Source organism: uncultured Methanofollis sp. (genome assembly GCF_937919355.1).
Classification (GTDB): Archaea; Halobacteriota; Methanomicrobia; order Methanomicrobiales; family Methanofollaceae; genus Methanofollis.
The window spans coordinates 1-16,344 of the sequence record NZ_CALFSA010000213.1; the positions used below are offsets into that span (position 1 = coordinate 1).

Below are 16,344 nucleotides of genomic sequence, written 5' to 3' on the forward strand. Positions count from 1 at the left end.
CGTACAAGTACCCGCGGGCCATCGAGTTCGTGGACGAACTCCCGAAGACGATCTCAGGGAAGATCCGGAGGAACGTGCTGCGCGACCTCGAACTTGAGAGGCACAACTCCAACCACGGGACAGAGTGAACTACCCCGCTCCACCCCTTTATCCTGTAAGATAAATCCCCTTTTTTTGACACCATGAAATCGGGGGAAGACCGGTCAGATCATATCCCCGTATACTCTTCATCGATTCTGGTTGATGATATGGATGAGAGAGGCAAAGCCCTCCATTTCCATCTGGAGGACGCCGGCGCGGGTCATCCCCATCGAGGTTTCGGCATCGGCGGTGAGCATCTCCGGGCCGCGGAGCACCGTCCGCACCGTCCCGTCGCGGCCGAGCACCTCCGCCGCCTGTCGGTCGTGGACGAAGGCGCGGCCGGGCAGGACCACTGTCTCCTCCAGGTCCGCGAGATCGATGGCGGCGAGATCGTCGATGGTGATCAGGCAGGCGATCTCCTTCTGCACGGGAATGACCCGGCACTCGCCCCCGCAGGCGTCGAGGACCTGCTGGATGTAGGGTGCGGCGACCTGCCCGGTGACCACCGACGCCTTTCCCCGCACGCGGGGGAGCCGTGCGAGGAGGTCGGGCTCCTGGAGGATGGCGAAGGGCGACCCGATCTCAGGGTCCCAGAGAGGGGTGCCGCTGATCTTGAGAGAGAAACGGTTGTTCAGGTCGGTGACACGGTCCCTGAAAGCCCCGACACTCTCGACCTGCTGGCCCGGGATGACCGGGGCGTTGCCGAGGATCAGGCCCTGGTCGGTCGTGTTCGCAAATCTCATCAGGATCAGGCCCTTCGCCCCGGCGTCGTCGAGCCATGCACAGGTCTGCTCAAGGTCTTCACCGTCATTGACTCCCGGGATGACCACGGCGGCCGCATAGACGTCGATCTCCTCGCAGAGGCGGCGCATGACCGCAAGGGAGATCTCGGGAGTGGGGTCGTGCATGTACCGCCGCCGGCGTTCCGGGTCTGCCGAGAAGATCGTGTACGAGACCTCAGAGAGGCCGTTGTCGATGAGGAAGTCGGCGATCTCCGGGTCGTCAAAGCCCTTCCCGCTGGTATAGCCGATATGGAGGGGCACGTCCATGCTTCCCAGGATCTCGACGAGGTCGCGGAATTCGGGATAACAACTCGGGTCCCCGCCACCGCTGATGGTGATCCGGGAGAGGTCGTCACCGATCATCTGGAGCCGGGCGAGGGTGTCGTCGGCGACCGCGGAGAGAGGTTTAAACCCGCTGTACTGCTCTTTCACGCCCCGTGTGCAGTAGTCGCAGCCCACTTTGAAGGGCAGACAGTACCTGCACCCGAAAGGTTTGACCTCCCCGACATGCTTGAAATAGCAATACTCGCAGAAGCCCCGGCAGTCGACGCCCGGGCGCCCGCCAATATCCACGGTCAACTGAGCCATCTGCTACTCTGTCTGTGCTGAAGAGTTATATGGTATGGCATCTGAACTGGTACCGCGATCTTCTCGCCCTCTGATCTGTTCTCGGGAACCCGATATGTTTATAATTGCAAAAATATAATCTTCCGCGGGTGGCAGGCCATGAAAATGTTTATGAGTAAAAAAAAGATGATTGGTGGTATTCTCACCCTTCTCCTCTTCGGTGCGATCGTGATGCCGGCAGGCGCCTTTACCGCTGAGAAACTCACGATAGATATCGAAGAGGACGGTGCCGCAATAGTCACCTTTGACTATTCGCTGACGTGGCTCGAAAATATCGCGGTCTTCCTGAAGATCGCAGACCCAAATGTGGAGTTTGGAAAGGCGCTGGAGAAGTACTCCGGGTCCGAGGTTGAATCGGTCGCCGTGAGCGACAGGTCGGCATCCTTCAGGGCCGAGACATTCGCCCGTGTTTCCTCTGTCGACAATGCTACTATCTATGCGACGCCGGCGCTTCACCTCGAAGAAGCGGAGAAGGCACTGAACGACTACTGGTTTGCGCCGCTGGTGCAGGCCGACTTCTCCCCTGCGGTGACAGAGGTCACTTTTGCCGACGGGAAGAACGAGACCCTGAGGGACGTCGCGGAGATCCCCTCCTTCACCCACCAGATCCCGGCAAATCCCTGAACTCCTTTTTTTGACTCTCTTCAAACCCCCATCTCAATGGCCACGGCGACCGCGGCAATGACAAGACTTGCCGCCGAGAGGGGGAGGGCGTACCGCCAGAGCACCTCCTGGACCGGGTCGCCGCTTGTGTTCCTGACCACCCAGAAGAAAGGGTCGCTGAAGGCGGAGATGGAAAGAGTCCCCGCCGCGATCATCAGCATGAGGGGGATCTGGCCGATCGCCGTCGCATAGTCCGACGAGAGGACCATGCTCGCGGTGATCACGGCCGTCACCACCCGCGACCCCTGGGCCGCCTGGAGGAGGACGCCGAGGAGGAAGGGCACCAGAACTGCCGGGACCGCGTCCCCAAAGAGGGCGAAGGCGTCGGTGGCGAAGGTGCTTGCCATGATCGTCGCCCCGAAGGCGCCGGCCCCACAGAGGTCGTAGATGATCACGCCGGCATGTTTGGTCCCGTCCTTGAGGGCGGCGTACCGCAGGTCGGGTGCGAGGACGAGGAGGGCGCCAGCCATCCCGACGAGCAGGGCGACCGAGATCGACCCCTTCCCGAAGACCGGCCAGACGACCGCCGCCGCGGTCAGGGCAAGAGGGAGGAGGAGGGGTATCCATGCCCGCCGCCCAACTTCCGGGGCGCAGACCTGGTCGCCCCCTTCTGCGGCACTCTTCTGCCGCCCGATCACCATGCCGACCGCGACCAGGAGGACGAGGGAAAGGGGAAGGGCGACGGCCATGTACTCCCCTGCCGAGAACCCCTGAACCGCCGACGCAGCGGCGATCGTCACCGGCGTCGGGTAGATGAGGGAGAAGGAGAGGGTGCTCCCGATGGCGGCGCCATAGATTGCCTTCTTCTTATCAGCGAAACAGGAGAGGAGAGGGGAGATCACGATGAAGGCGGTGATGCAGCACATGAACGGCACTGCAAGGATGAACCCGGCGATCCCCCCGGTCAATGCAGGGCGGTGGGTGAAGGCCCTGAGGTCGCTGAAGATGCGTTCCTGGAACTTTCCCTTTTCGAGCACCTTTGCAATGACAGATCCGGCAAAGACGACGACACCGAGGAGGGCGAAGATCTTCCCGGCCCCTTCGGCCGCAGTGCCGACGACCGACTCCGCCGGCACGCCGGCAAGGACGCCGTACACGATGGCCGCCGAGAAGAGGGTGACGAAGGGGTTGAGGCGATACCTCACCGTCGCAATCGAGATGAGGACGAGGACCAGCGCGAACGCGATGAGAGTCTGCATCGCCGGTACCTTGCCTTTGTCGGATATATAGATTTTTTATGCGGCAGGGGCTGATAAAATCGAGAACAGGGGATGATGGGGGACACATCCCTTTTCCCTCACGGTTCGAACCCCTCCCTCTCCCAGACCACCTCGTCCCTGTAGAGGACCCTGAGCACCCGGTGGAAGGGGATGTACTTCTGCCCGCGATCGGTCTCGACTACCATGTGCGCCCCCTCGATCGCCGCAATATCCCGACCGCAGACCCGGGAGCAGTCGCCGGGCGCACCCCGGTCGATGAAGACGACCGCTACGGCAGAAAAATCGTAGGCTGGATCGTGGAGGAACCTGAGGAGGAGGCGGTGACTTGTCCGCATCGGTGTATGGGGTGGCGGTCTCTTCCTATATACCCACCCCTCGTAGCGGTGCCTGTATGCATCTGCCCTGCTCTCCCGTGACCATATAATTCTGACCGGAGTGCCGGGGGTTCAGAGAAAAAAACGCAGAGAGATGCATGTCCCGCATTTTATGTGCTCGGTACAATTAATAAAAGATATTACCTTTACATTCAAACACCATTCTGATGTCTCAAAAATATCTGACAGCACTCGTGCTCTGCATTGTAGTCTGCTGTGCGGCATTTGCGGGTTGCATCGGAAGCGACTCCAAGAACCCCGCCCAGACCGATGCAGAGGAAAAACCGACCTACATCGTGGGAATTGACGCCCCCTATCCGCCTTTCTCCATCATGGGCAAGGACGGCAATCCGACAGGTTTCGACACCGATACCATGCTCTGGATCGCGGAAAAGGAAGGTTTCAATGTCAAGTTCCAGCAGATCGCCTTTGACAGCCTGATCCCTGCCCTGAACGGCGGAAAAATTGACCTGGTCCACTCGGGCATGACCATCACTCCGGATAGGATGGAACAGGTGAACTTCTCCATCCCGTACTGGACCGTCAACCAGACCGTCATCGTGCGCGAGGGATCGACCCTGACAATGGACGACGTCCTTGCCGGCAAGGCGACCATCGGCACCCAGACCGGCACCACCGCCGACATCTGGATCGACAAGAACCTCGTCCAGAAGGGTCTCATGGACAAGAAGAACCTCAAACACCATACTAACATTGCCAACGCCGTGACCGACCTTGAGAACGGCAACATCGATGCAGTGATGTTCGACAGCACCGTCATCAACGATGTCATTGCCGGCAAGAAACTCCAGAAGATCGGAACCATCGACACCGGCGAGAACTTCGGCATCGCGGTCAGGAAGGGCGACGACAAACTCCTCGCCATGATCGACGACGGCCTTGAAAAGTTCATGAACGACCCCTACAGAGAAGAACTCATCCAGAAGTATCACATGGAATGAGTCCTTCTCACTTTTTTTAATCCCTTTTACGAATAAATCCGGAGACCTTCGCTGTAGTGTCCCGGGACTGGTGCTTCACCACGGGGAATGAGATGACCTGCGGGATGAAGAGAGACAGCCATGGAGAGACATGCCGGTGCATATATCATGCGGCACACCGTCACCCCGCCCATGTTCATCATCGGTCACCGGGGGGCACGTGCAGTTGCCCCGGAGAACACCCTGCGTGCACTGGAGGTCGGGATGGCATGCGCCGACTATGTCGAGGTCGATGTCCGCCTGAGCCGCGACGGTGTGCCTGTAATCATGCACGACGCCACCCTCGACCGGACGACCGACGGCAGCGGACCGATATGCGCATACCTGCTCTCCGAACTGAAGGTCCTCGACGCCGGGGACGGAGAACGCGTCCCGACTCTTCAGGAGGTCGTCTCCCGGGTTTCCGGCAGGCGCGGCCTTTGTGTCGAGGTCAAGGAAGAGGGAAGCGAGGAGATTGTCTGTCGTGTCCTGAAGGGATATGATCCTGAGAAACTCTTTGTCGTCTCATTCCACAAAGGGAGTATCGAAAAGGTGAAAATTCTCCTGCCGGGTGTCAGGACAGGATTCATTTACTCGAGAGACGGTGGAGATCCCCTCTCGACAGCAACGTCAGTCCGTGCTGACGTCGTCCTCCCCGAGAAAGACCTGCTCACCTCTGCTCTGGTTGAGCGGGCACATCGATGCGGCCTTATGGTGGTCCCCTGGGTGCTGAATGCAGACAACGAGGTTCTGGCGGCATGGGACGTCGGTGCCGACGGCATCGTATCAGATGACCCGTGTAGGATGAGCGTGCTCCTCACGGGCGTGGAGAAGACTCGACGGCGAGAATGGTGAGGCTATGTGATACAACAGATCACACTTGTTTTTTTCTGTCTGCCTATCCATATGGCCAGGAAATGTCAGAAATAATCTCAGCTCCTGCAAAATAGCCTGTAAACCATTTTTGTGAGGTTCACGCCGTATCCGGGCACACTCATCTGAGGATCATTCCCGTTGCTGAGATATCTATATATGGAGGTTCCGATTACGTATGTTTCGATCTGTTGCCCGAAAAGGTAGTATCTACCTTTTCTGAGAATCTCGACCGGAGGATATCGGATTCATGCTGGGAACACTGAGAGAAGATCCTGACGTCTGGGCACTCTTTACGCGGAGCGAAGAATATGCTCCTGGATTCCATGATCGGTATGATCGTTTCCCCTTCTACCTCAGCAAGAACCGAAATGTTTTTGAGCCTGTCGCCTCTCAGTACCTTTTTGAGCGGGGATTCTGCCCGGAATATCCTGAAGATAGGGATTTTGCCCTCTGTCTGACGCATGACATTGATTCAGTGTACAGTTCTCTCATGTCCAAGGGATTGAAGGCATTCAATGCCCTCCGCTCAGGATGTCTCTCTGACGCGAAACGATCCCTGATGCAGATGAAGACAAAGAGGTCGCCCTGGTGTAATTTTCAGGACATTATTGCGATGGAACAAGACTATGGTGCCACGTCAACCTTTTTCTTTCTTGTTCTGGACTCAGCAAGCGAGGATTATGCCTATGACATCGAAGACCTGGAACCTGACCTAGGCATGATCGTGGATGAAGGGTATGAGATCGGTCTCCACGGTGGTCACCAAACCTATAATAATCCAGACGAAATCAGGGAAAATAAGAGAAAACTGGACAAATTGCTGAATAAACCCGTGGTGGGGTATCGAAACCACTACCTCAAGATAAAAGTGCCGGAGACATGGGAGTATCTATCGAAGGCAGGATTTCAGTATGACTCGACGATGGGATTTGCCGATTGTGCTGGTTTCAGAAATGGGATGTGTTATCCGTACAGGCCGTTTGACCTCAGGAACAACCGGGTGATGAACATTGTCGAGATTCCTCTTGCGATCATGGATAAGACCCTCTTTTTCTACATGCACCTGGATCTTGAACTCTCATGGAAACTGATCTGTCAGATTATCGAGAATGTGAAACAGTGCAATGGCGTTCTCAATGTCCTCTGGCATAACAACTGCATGACCGGGGACTATCTTGTGCTGTATAAAAAACTGCTCGAGTATTGTTCAAAGGAGGGTGCGTGGATGACATCTGGCAAGGAGATTTATGATTGGTGGTCCAGGTATCTCTGAGATCTCGGTCCGGCGTCTTGAGCCGGATGAACTCCCTGTATGGGACGCGGTCGTGAGTTCGGCACCAGAAGGTTCGATCTTCCATTCCAGTCCATGGCTTTCGGTCATGAGTTGTGGGCGGGAGATCGATTATACGGTCTATGGTTTTTTCAATGGAGACGATCTTATCGGCGGGTGTCCTCTTTTTTTCTACCAGATTGGAGGCTTGATCTCTGTGGGGACGTCGATTCCCCCGATGAACCCGTACGGCGGGATCGTTCTTCTGCCCCTCGAAGAGGGAAGTGCCCGTGCCTGTGAGCAGAGACAACAGGATGTGGTCCGGTCTCTGATTCAGCAGATGAAGGTGGAGAACTATGCCAGTATCCACATCGTGCATGCTCCAGAATGGCAAGATATCAGGTGCTTCATCTGGGAAGGGTGGGAAACCAATGTGTTGTACACCTACTATCTTGATCCGGCGAATTTCAGTATGTCGAGAAATGCAAGGAGAAATATGAAAAAAGGAAGGGAAAACGGGATTGTAATCCAGAAGTTTGAGGATATAGACATGTTTTACAAACTCTTTGAGTATACTTTTCAGAACAGGGGTATGGCGCCTCCCTTGCAGAAACCTCTGTTGCGCAGTATATTCAAGACCTTCCACGAGCGGGGGAACTGTGAACTTGTCACCGCACATAACCGAGACGGCGACGTAATCGGAGGAGATATCTACCTTACAGATAACCGACGGGTCTACCGCTGGGCTGCCGCAACCACCCCTGAGGCCAAGGCCTCCGGCGCCTCATTCCTCCTGTTGTATGAGTCCCTTCTGGACTTCGGGGAGAGAGGATACCGACAGATAAACCTGATGACAGCCAATATCCCTTATCTTGCCGAGTTCACCCAGAATTTCAGTCCGCATCTCGTACCCTATTATGGCGTGAAGAATCGATCTGTGTACCTGAAAGTGTCGTCTGCATTCAGGGGCACCTGATTCATTATCCTTTTGTTCAGGAGATTTTACCCTGAAAACCACTGAGGTGGCTTTCAAAGAACCGCTTGAAACTCCGTTTCATGAGCGATTCTTCATTCTCTTTCCTTGTCCAGCCATCTGTGAGGAGAGCTTTGTCAGAAAGAAGAGGTTCCTGGATGAAATGATGAAAGTGACTCCACAGAAAAAGATCCTCTGTCATGTAAGTGTTGTCAGTGAGGCAGGAAGCCCCATCCTTTTGGACGGAGTCGTTTACGACGTTAAAAGATTATTGTGGGGTTTTCAAGGCATCTAAATTACGTATCACTCTTTCCGGAAAATCTCTTCTGTCCTGCTCCTGGATCTTCTTCTCCCATTCGGCATGTCTGCATGTACAGTCGAGATCGGCGAATACGTCCATGTTAAAATCCAGATTGTGCATATCGATCCGGTCCAGGATCTCCTGGTCACATCTCCCACAATTTCTGGAGAAGTCCAGCGATTCGACAGAATACTGGAACGGGCTGATATACATGCTCATCTTGTCACCGTATTTCTGCTTATATTGCCGTATCACTTCAAGGACACTCCACAACATGGGGGGGGTGTAGAGGCCCTTCTTCCAGAGTTCATGCACAACTGTGTTCTTCTCGACCGTTGTTACCTCGAGGTCCACCCTGCGGATGCCGCGCGCATATAGGTAGTCGACTGTCCTGACAACATCGGTGATCGCTTCCTGCTCTGTTAAAAAGGGAGGTTTCAGGAGGAGAAGCGGTTTGAAAAGTACGCCGGAATTATTCATTTTTGCGAGATAATAGTCGTAGTTCCGTGCGGTAAACCCCTTATTGATACAGAGGTTCATGACATCTGGATTCGCCGACTCAAACCCGAACAATATCTCCAGTTCTTTGTTGGAGAGATCCTTTTTGATCTTCTTTGCTATTTCAATGGTATTGTCATTGATCCTGGACTCGATGACAACCCTCCTGATGCCAGGGTAACTGTCGAGAATGGACGAGATCTTTTTCTGGGCATTGTATGATATCTCCTTCTCATCAAGGAAGTTGCCGTCATTGTATAAAGCAACGATCGGATAGTCGTTCAGGTCCACCATATCGGTGACCTGCTTGATCTGGTTGATATAATCCTCGTCCGAGACCTTCATTCCGTGCCTGGTGCTGCAGTAAAAGCCGCACATCGTGCATCCACCGCTTTCCTTGACCCACTCACACCCTGTTGACCGGAGAAATACCACCAGGCGCCTGCACGGTTTCCCATCGAGGTGACCAACTCTCTCGTCGATCCCGATAGGGACTGAGTAATCGATCTGATCGTCTTCAACCGTCCCGTTTTTCCGTACTCCCCTGGCCAGATCCTGAATCTGTTCGAGTGCTTTGTTATAATATCCCGAAAAATCCGGAACCCGTATGGTGTCAGAAACGTGTGCCACATGACCCCCCGACCATCGTCATGTCCATTTCTCTATTTATATCTATCTCAAAGACCGAAAAAACAGGAAATCATCGAGTTGTCTCTTTAGAGCGTTCGGGAATGCTGATGTCCCAGATACATTCTTTTTTGCTTTTAACGTCTTCTTCATCAAGACGTGGAATATCTGCGTACTCCAGCAGATATTCGAGGTTCAGGAGACTGATGATTGTTAATGCAGAGGGGTCGATCCTGTGCTGCATCATCATCGTCTGGAGGAGAGGGTACCTGCTGCTGAGATCTGTCATAAGGGCATTCTTTTTGAGCAGTATGGATCTGAGATCCCGGTACCACAGGGCATAGATGCCCCTGTCTGCGAAACGGTCGTATATCAGTCTGAGTTTATTCCGGGCGGCCATCCACCGTTGAAAGAGAGAATCATCGAATTTTGTTGTGCATTCGATATATTTGAGTTTATTCAGATCACCGGTGAAGACCCTCTCCCGCGCAAATTGTTTGTACAGTCTCTGCGAGATCCTGTACTGGACAGGAACTTTCATGAAAAATTCCATGAGTTCGTTATCCCAGAAGGGGATCCGCCACTCATAACCATAGTATTCATACGCCCTGACCGAGTTGATGATATATTTCGCCTGTCTCTCCTTGTAATCAAAGAACTCAATTGCATTTGCCCCTGATTCGCAGTCATCGGCACGGACGGGAGGTATGATGGCACTGACTCTCTCTTCAAAGAGTTTCTGGAGCGGACCGTTATTGCCCCGGTCCCAGTAAGAGTGGTGGTCGGCAAGAATGTAGTGGACGGCCTCTTCGGCAGTGCATCCACGCTTCACGTCATAGGTACGGGGTATTTTACACCCGGAGAGCACATCTGCCCCGTGGCCCGGGACAAAGACCGACCCCGCGGGGATTACGTCGAGTTTTTTCAGTTCCCTGACGGCTACCATGTCCTGAATGTGAGGGAGGGCGGTGAGATTCCCGCCGTACCTGAGCACCACCGGCAGTTCCGGGGATCGGTACATCTCTTCCCACTTTGCCGCGGTATATTCGACGAAATACCAGGGGTACCCCAGTGCCCTGGCCACCTCTCTGCTGAATCGTGATTCCCGGTTGTTCTGGATCCCATACGTAAAACAGGTTACGTCCTCAACACCGAGCCGTTTGAGCAGCGCCACAAGGATCCTTGAATCGAGTCCGCCGCTGAGGGGGACGACGATATGTTTCCCCTGGTCGACGGTGGTTTTGATGAGGCGCTTGAAGACGTTCGTGTAGACCTCATCCATCCTCTCAATCATCTGCTCGTCGGAGATCTGGAAATAGTCTCTGTGTTGATAGTTGTAGTGAGAATATACACCTGTTTGTTCTGTTCCTTTATTGTATAATAGAAATTCCCCTGCCTGTATCTGTTCAATCCCGTTGAAGAGAGTATCTTTGCCGGTGACAAAGCCTGTTGCCAGGAATTCGGCTGCTCGTATGTCATCCGGCCCTGTAATCGTCGCATTTTTCAGGATATGGGCATCGTCGGAGATTATGATTTTCCCCTGTCTTTTGGAATAAAAGAGTGGAATGCTCCTGATACGGTCGACTGCACAGAGGACATGATCTGGTGCATCGATAACGATGGCATAATTCCCATTCATGTGCCCGATTTGTCGTGCGATCGCCTCTCTGCGTGGTGCGGACCCGGACATCTCCTGGGAGAGACGTAATACTATCTCTCTGTCGTCGGTCAGACGGTTATCGTAGAATATATTGCCCTTTATCGAACAAATGGCTTGATCCGTCCCTATATGTCTCCACGGTGAAAAGTGGTTTGATAGGCGAATTTCTACCTGCATTTGCGGTCACCATGACCATAATCTGTATTTTTGTCTCCGCTCCATCTGACCTCCGGTGCGGGAACCGAAGGATACCTTGGCGTGTACCGAAGCGTTCGGTCCAGTGGTATACAGATGTCAAACTTCCTCTCTGCCGCTTGAACCCTCATCCTGACAGAGAATGGGATGTCATGCCATCGATTATCCCGTTCAAAGAGCGAACTATACCTTTCTACCGGAATTCTTGTCGTTCTATTGTTCACGACGTGCCGGATCGGTAAGCCTCTTCAGGCATGTGCCTGTTCATCTCCCCCGTTTTGTACTGCCTATATCGATGCTTTATTTATTGCTTTCGCTGTCGCCCCTCTCTTTTTCTGTTGGCGGTATCCTGACGAAAGATTCAGGCGAATCATTGCGGGAATGACGTGATCGAAAAGGGTCAAGGAGTGAGGTATTTCTGGGATAGGTTGTAGGTCTGTCAGATTATATCTGGCATGTGCCACACATTTTATATCTCAAAATTATATCCTCGCTTTTATGGATCGCATCCCTGAAAGATGCTTGAATGAGATTGTCTATGTTTTAAAAATCTTAGATGATATAATCCCTTATCCGCCAGGTTTTCTGCTCTGCTGACCATGGCGTGATGCGACGGCCGAACAGACCTCTCCAACCTTCCGGGCGACGATCTCCCAGGTGTTATTGTTTCTGACGTACTCGCACCCGGCCCTTCCCATCTGTGTCCGCTTCTCGGGGTCGGCGAGGAGACTCACGACCGCCGAAGCGAGGGCCTCAGGATCCTCAGGTCTGGCCGTGATACCCCCGCCGGAGCGTTTGAGGAGTTCTCTGACACCCGTAATGTCGCTCGCCACGACCGGTTTTCCACATCCCATATATTCATAGACTTTCAGGGGGGAGAGACCGATCGTGTCATTCCGGTCCTTGATAAACGGTGCGACGCAGACGTCGCTGGCATTGACATAGATGGGCACGCTCTTGTAGGCAACCCGACCGGTGAAGTAGATTCTGTCCCCTACCCCCAGTTTATCTGCAAGTTCAATGCATGTCTCTCTCATCACGCCGTCGCCGACAAGCAGGAAGCGGGCCATGGGGTACATGGTGCAGATCTGGGGGACGGCTCTGATGAGGTCTGGCAACCCCTGCCAGGGTGCGAAGTTGCCGGTAAAACAGATATACATGGCTGAGGGGTCGAGGCCCAGCGCTTTTCGAGCTATGCCCTGATCGCCGGGTCTGAAGATCTCGATATTTGCCCCGTTCTCGATGACTGTTACCCTCTTCTCGTCTATCCCGTACTCTTCGATCAGGTGGCGCTTTATCCCCGCCGTCACGGCGATAATAGTATCGGCTCTTTTGAGCAGGTAATGTTCAGATACTCGGCACAGGGTCTGGTTCATCCTGGCGGAGATGCCAAATGATGGTTTACTATGGTTGAGAAGTCTGATCTCGTCCCTGAAAAGGCCGTTGACCTCGCATATGATCGGTGTGCCATGGAGCCGTCCTGAGAAGAGATCTCCCAGAACTCCGAAACATGAGTTCCTGGTATAGATCACATCATACCGCCGCGAAGAATTATTGCGAAGAAGTGAACGGATAATACTCCAGTACAGCCTGAGCATACCCTGTTCTGGTATAGGTGAGCAGGTAATACGATCCGTATGCACAAATGGCAGATCGATGGTCGAAAAGATATGAAGTCTGTTATGTCTGGCTGCAAGGCCTTCGATGAGCTCGCAGCTATGAGTAATCTTCCCGTTGGCACCTTCGAATGATTTCAAAGGCTCTATGAAGAGGATATCCAGGCCGCCTCTTTCTGCCTGCATCGCAGGCAGTAGATGCACACATCCCCGTAATAAAGATAACTCAATCGCGAATCGCTGTAAAATCCCTTTGTGAAAAGTAATGGAATCTGGAATGTATGAACGAAAAGTTCTTAATTGACCCGAAGTATAGTGGTCTCTGCCGGGTGATAAGAGAGGTATGGTGTCTGCCTGGTTGGTGCATGGGGGGACCGAAACGTTTTGCTCTATCTGGTTCGTCTTTTGCCCTTCAATACGGAGTGAAATAGGTGATATCTGCCGATAAACAGAGGATAATTATTCTCGTGGTGGTTTTTGTCCTTGTTCTGACAGGTATTGCCGTTATTATCTCCCAGATATCCCCCCTTCCTCAGGAAGAGGAGAACGTTACCCCTGAACCTGAACGTCCACAATGGCCTTCAGGTCCGCTCATGGTCGTTGCCTCGAAGACGTATGACGGAGAAATGTCTGCACCTCCAGATTTTGTCTGTGACGGTCTGGACGATCAGGAAGAGATCATAGCAGCATTTCGCGCCCTCCCCCCTCAGGGTGGCACTGTCGTCCTGATGAATGGGACATTTAACTGCACAGGTTCTATTAATCTCCCTGATAATTCCACACTTATGGGGCAGGGTTCTAATGCGACGGTCCTGAACTTTCCCTCTATCGGCTCAGTCAGGGTGAATTCTGGCAAAAACATATGTTTCTCGAACTTCGGGGTTACCGGCAAGGGTAATGTCTATATCAGCACATCCGATGTTGTCGTCGAGAATGTCGACGTCTTCAACGTGGATAGTTCTTACATGGCGGCATTCATAATTTACGCTGCCAACGAGGTCATCGAGAATGTCCGCTTTATCAATTGTCGGGCGGTGGATGTTGATCGATGGGGTTTTGTCCACTCCGGTGAGGGAACGCCGAACCGTGTACAGGACTGTGTTTATATCAACTGTCAGGCGATTAACTGCGGACGATATGATCAGTATTACGGCGTCGATCATCAATATACGGAGGCATGGGACGTGGGCTTTGATATTGCCGAGTCTCTCCGGAGTGCGGACAATATAACCTATATCAACTGCTATGCCGAAGGGTGCTGGGAGTCCGGTTTTCATGCTGAATCTCATGTCAGTCTCACCAATATCAGACTCATCAATTGTACAAGTACCGATAACGCCCAGAAACAGAAGATCGGTGAAGAAGAGGTGGATTTCGGTGCGGGGTTTCTGGTGAATGAGGGAATGTACCTTGAGAACTGCACTTCTCAGAACAATACCGCAGGTTTTCACTGTTCACGGGCCGACGACAGTTATCTTGTCAACTGTCGAGATATTGGATCGGAGAAGGGTTTTTTGATATTGTCTATCGGACAGGATGGTCTGCACCTGCGCTCGTGCGTCACTGAGGATGCCGCAGAGCCAGTTTATGTCTGGACGGGATCGACGCTGAATGTTACCCTCTCCGATATGACGATCCTGTCACAGATCCCGCGCTCAACCGCTGGGATCACGGTGGATGCACTGGTACGGAACCCTGATAGGATCTTTATCAAAGATAGTGTGATCTCAGGATATCAGTTGGGTATTGATAACCTGGCAAAGAATCGGGGGCTTGTGCAGGTTGCGAATGTGTCGGTCACGGGGTCAGAGACAAACTTTATAAATTGCAATGTGATATCTACCTGATAGTTCTCATTTTATCTCTTTAATCGTGTATCGAGACTTTTTCATGCCATAATACAGTATTTGATCTCTTTTGTCGCGAAACGATATTGCAATTAAAAAAATTTAATACTCATAGCAATGAAGTTATTTTACCAATTTGTCTTGTCGTGAAGTTTCAAAGAGAGGGGTATATCCTCTCTGTTCTTTGTATATCCCCTCCTTTTTGTATATAAATACTCTGTATCCTAATATCTATTCTATACTCTCTTCTTCTTTTATTATACGTTTTCATCATATTGGTCCATAATAATCGGCAATCCTGTCGATATTATAAAATGGAATTGTTTATATGCAGTTACTCTAAACTAATTATTTGCAATACAACAAACCAAAAAACGAGCAGAAGGTGAAGAACGGAAGGAATTAGAGGAAAAAAAATGAGATTATTACCACTATTAACATTAGTTGCAGGATTCGCCCTATTGTCATGCCTTGTTCAGGCAGCAGGGGCAGCATCCCTCGTTGTTGCAGCAAGCGACAGCAGCAACTTAGTAAAAAATCAGGCAGACTATGTCTGTGACGGTACAAGCGATCAGATCGAGATCAACAAAGCGCTTTCTGCCATCCCCGCAGGCGGTACGGTCATTCTCGCCAAGGGTCACTACACCCTGGACGGCAATGTCGCCCCGAAAAGTTCTACGACCCTGAAAGGGGAAGGCGAAGATGCGACATTCCTGAAATTTGTCTCATCATCGGCGATCTCCCTTGCCAGCGTGAACAATGTCAAGGTCTCCGATCTCCAGATCAATGGGAAAGGGCGCGTCTACATCAGTTCGTCCCACCATGTCATTGAGAATGTGAAGGTGTACAATGTCGACAACTCGTACATGGCCGCCTTCATCATCTACGCCTACAGCAAGACTGTCGAAGACATCCAGTTCATCAACTGTAAAGCGATCGACTGCGACCGCTGGGGCTTTGTCCACAACGGTGCAGGTTGGGGCACACCCTCGGTCGTCAGGAATATCAGTTACACAGACTGCCAGGCCATCAACTGCGGCAGGTACGAGCAGTATTATGGTGAGAGAAGCCAGTACAGCGAGGCCTGGGATGTCGGCTTCGACATTGCCGAGTATATCGACACCGTCGAGGACGTCACCTACACCCGGTGTATCGCCGAGGGCACCTGGGAGTCCGGGTTCCACGCCGAACCTCCCCCGAAACTGAAGAACGTCAGGCTCATCGACTGCGTCAGCCGTGACAACGGCCAGAAGCAGAAGACTGGTGCTGCCCATCCCGACTTCGGTGCCGGCTACCTTGTCATGGAGGGCATGACCCTTGAGAACTGCATCTCCGAGGACAACATTGTCGGCTTCATGTGCGACTACCCCGACAGCAGTTCTGTCTCAGGGTCCAGCGACAAGGGTTCAAAGATCGGTTTCCGCATCCTCAGTGTAGGTGCGGGCGGTCTGAAGATCGATTCGTCGTCGGTTAAAAACTCACCCGAACCGGTCCTCTTCCTGGCAGGAGGCTCCAAGGTGAGCATGAACGGTCTGACCATCTCGTCGGACACCTCCCGCTCAACTGCAGGCATCAGGGTGCAGTCGAGGGTTTCGGCCCCGTCGTCCATCCTGGTCGCAAACTCGAAGATCTCCGGGTATGCCACTGGCATCAACAACCAGGCATCTGCGAACGGTCTGGTTCAGGTCTCCAATGTTGAGGTGACCGGTGCGAAGACCAACTTCATTGGCACCAAGGTCATTGGTCCGGTCCTC

Annotated in this window: 13 protein-coding genes and 1 pseudogene; 8 read left to right on the top strand and 6 right to left on the bottom strand. The window is 52.8% G+C overall.

Annotated elements, in window-relative coordinates:
* Nucleotides 1–227 precede the first annotated feature (227 nt).
* Nucleotides 228–1,451 carry a methyl coenzyme M reductase-arginine methyltransferase Mmp10 gene (mmp10, locus tag Q0520_RS10315; protein ID WP_298669764.1) on the bottom strand — a complete coding sequence of 408 codons (1,224 nt, stop codon included), beginning with the start codon at nt 1,449–1,451 and terminating at the stop codon, nt 228–230.
* Nucleotides 1,452–1,616: 165 nt separating this feature from the next.
* On the opposite strand from mmp10, the gene Q0520_RS10320 reads away from it, so the two are divergent.
* Nucleotides 1,617–2,114: a hypothetical protein gene (locus Q0520_RS10320; RefSeq protein ID WP_298669767.1), complete on the top strand. Its 498-nt coding sequence runs from the start codon at nt 1,617–1,619 to the stop codon at nt 2,112–2,114.
* 20 nt (nt 2,115–2,134) lie between these two features.
* Here Q0520_RS10320 and Q0520_RS10325 read toward each other — a convergent pair whose 3' ends face one another.
* Both Q0520_RS10325 and Q0520_RS10330 read right to left on the bottom strand, forming a co-directional pair.
* Nucleotides 2,135–3,352, bottom strand: a complete 1,218-nt coding sequence (locus Q0520_RS10325) for a GntP family permease (RefSeq protein WP_298669770.1) — start codon at nt 3,350–3,352, stop codon at nt 2,135–2,137.
* Nucleotides 3,353–3,450: 98 nt separating this feature from the next.
* Nucleotides 3,451–3,708 (bottom strand): DUF504 domain-containing protein, encoded by a 258-nt coding sequence (locus tag Q0520_RS10330; protein ID WP_298669773.1) that lies wholly within the window; start codon nt 3,706–3,708, stop codon nt 3,451–3,453.
* 206 nt (nt 3,709–3,914) lie between these two features.
* Between Q0520_RS10330 and Q0520_RS10335 the strand changes: the two genes are divergently transcribed.
* The 5 genes from Q0520_RS10335 (at nt 3,915) to Q0520_RS10355 (ending at nt 8,141) form a co-directional block, all read left to right on the top strand.
* A complete protein-coding gene (locus tag Q0520_RS10335; RefSeq protein WP_298669775.1) occupies nt 3,915–4,709 on the top strand; it encodes a basic amino acid ABC transporter substrate-binding protein in 795 nt (264 codons plus the stop codon).
* Nucleotides 4,710–4,829: 120 nt separating this feature from the next.
* Nucleotides 4,830–5,582 (top strand): glycerophosphodiester phosphodiesterase family protein, encoded by a 753-nt coding sequence (locus tag Q0520_RS10340; protein ID WP_298669777.1) that lies wholly within the window; start codon nt 4,830–4,832, stop codon nt 5,580–5,582.
* Between the two features lie 268 nt (nt 5,583–5,850).
* Nucleotides 5,851–6,876: a polysaccharide deacetylase family protein gene (locus Q0520_RS10345; RefSeq protein ID WP_298669780.1), complete on the top strand. Its 1,026-nt coding sequence runs from the start codon at nt 5,851–5,853 to the stop codon at nt 6,874–6,876.
* Entirely contained in the window at nt 6,851–7,849 is a 999-nt protein-coding gene (locus tag Q0520_RS10350; RefSeq protein WP_298669782.1) for a GNAT family N-acetyltransferase, read from the top strand. The genes Q0520_RS10345 and Q0520_RS10350 overlap by 26 nt, the downstream gene beginning before the upstream one ends.
* A 46-nt stretch (nt 7,850–7,895) precedes the next feature.
* Entirely contained in the window at nt 7,896–8,141 is a 246-nt protein-coding gene (locus tag Q0520_RS10355; protein WP_298669785.1) for a hypothetical protein, read from the top strand.
* Here the strand turns inward: Q0520_RS10355 and Q0520_RS10360 are convergent.
* The 3 genes from Q0520_RS10360 to Q0520_RS10370 all read right to left on the bottom strand — a co-directional run bounded on the left by Q0520_RS10360 (nt 8,115) and on the right by Q0520_RS10370 (nt 12,929).
* The gene (locus tag Q0520_RS10360; protein WP_298669787.1) at nt 8,115–9,275 is read right to left on the bottom strand and encodes a radical SAM protein; all 1,161 of its coding nucleotides are present in this window, start codon (nt 9,273–9,275) and stop codon (nt 8,115–8,117) included. The genes Q0520_RS10355 and Q0520_RS10360 overlap by 27 nt on opposite strands.
* A 70-nt stretch (nt 9,276–9,345) precedes the next feature.
* Nucleotides 9,346–11,109, bottom strand: coding sequence for an asparagine synthetase B family protein (locus Q0520_RS10365; protein WP_298669791.1), 1,764 nt, complete (start codon nt 11,107–11,109; stop codon nt 9,346–9,348).
* Between the two features lie 587 nt (nt 11,110–11,696).
* Nucleotides 11,697–12,929 (bottom strand): glycosyltransferase family 4 protein, encoded by a 1,233-nt coding sequence (locus Q0520_RS10370; RefSeq protein ID WP_298669793.1) that lies wholly within the window; start codon nt 12,927–12,929, stop codon nt 11,697–11,699.
* Nucleotides 12,930–13,174: 245 nt separating this feature from the next.
* On the opposite strand from Q0520_RS10370, the gene Q0520_RS10375 reads away from it, so the two are divergent.
* Nucleotides 13,175–14,590 (top strand): hypothetical protein, encoded by a 1,416-nt coding sequence (locus Q0520_RS10375; RefSeq protein ID WP_298669796.1) that lies wholly within the window; start codon nt 13,175–13,177, stop codon nt 14,588–14,590.
* A 461-nt stretch (nt 14,591–15,051) separates the two neighbouring features.
* A pseudogene (locus Q0520_RS10380) lies at nt 15,052–16,344 on the top strand (hypothetical protein); the annotation flags it as partial.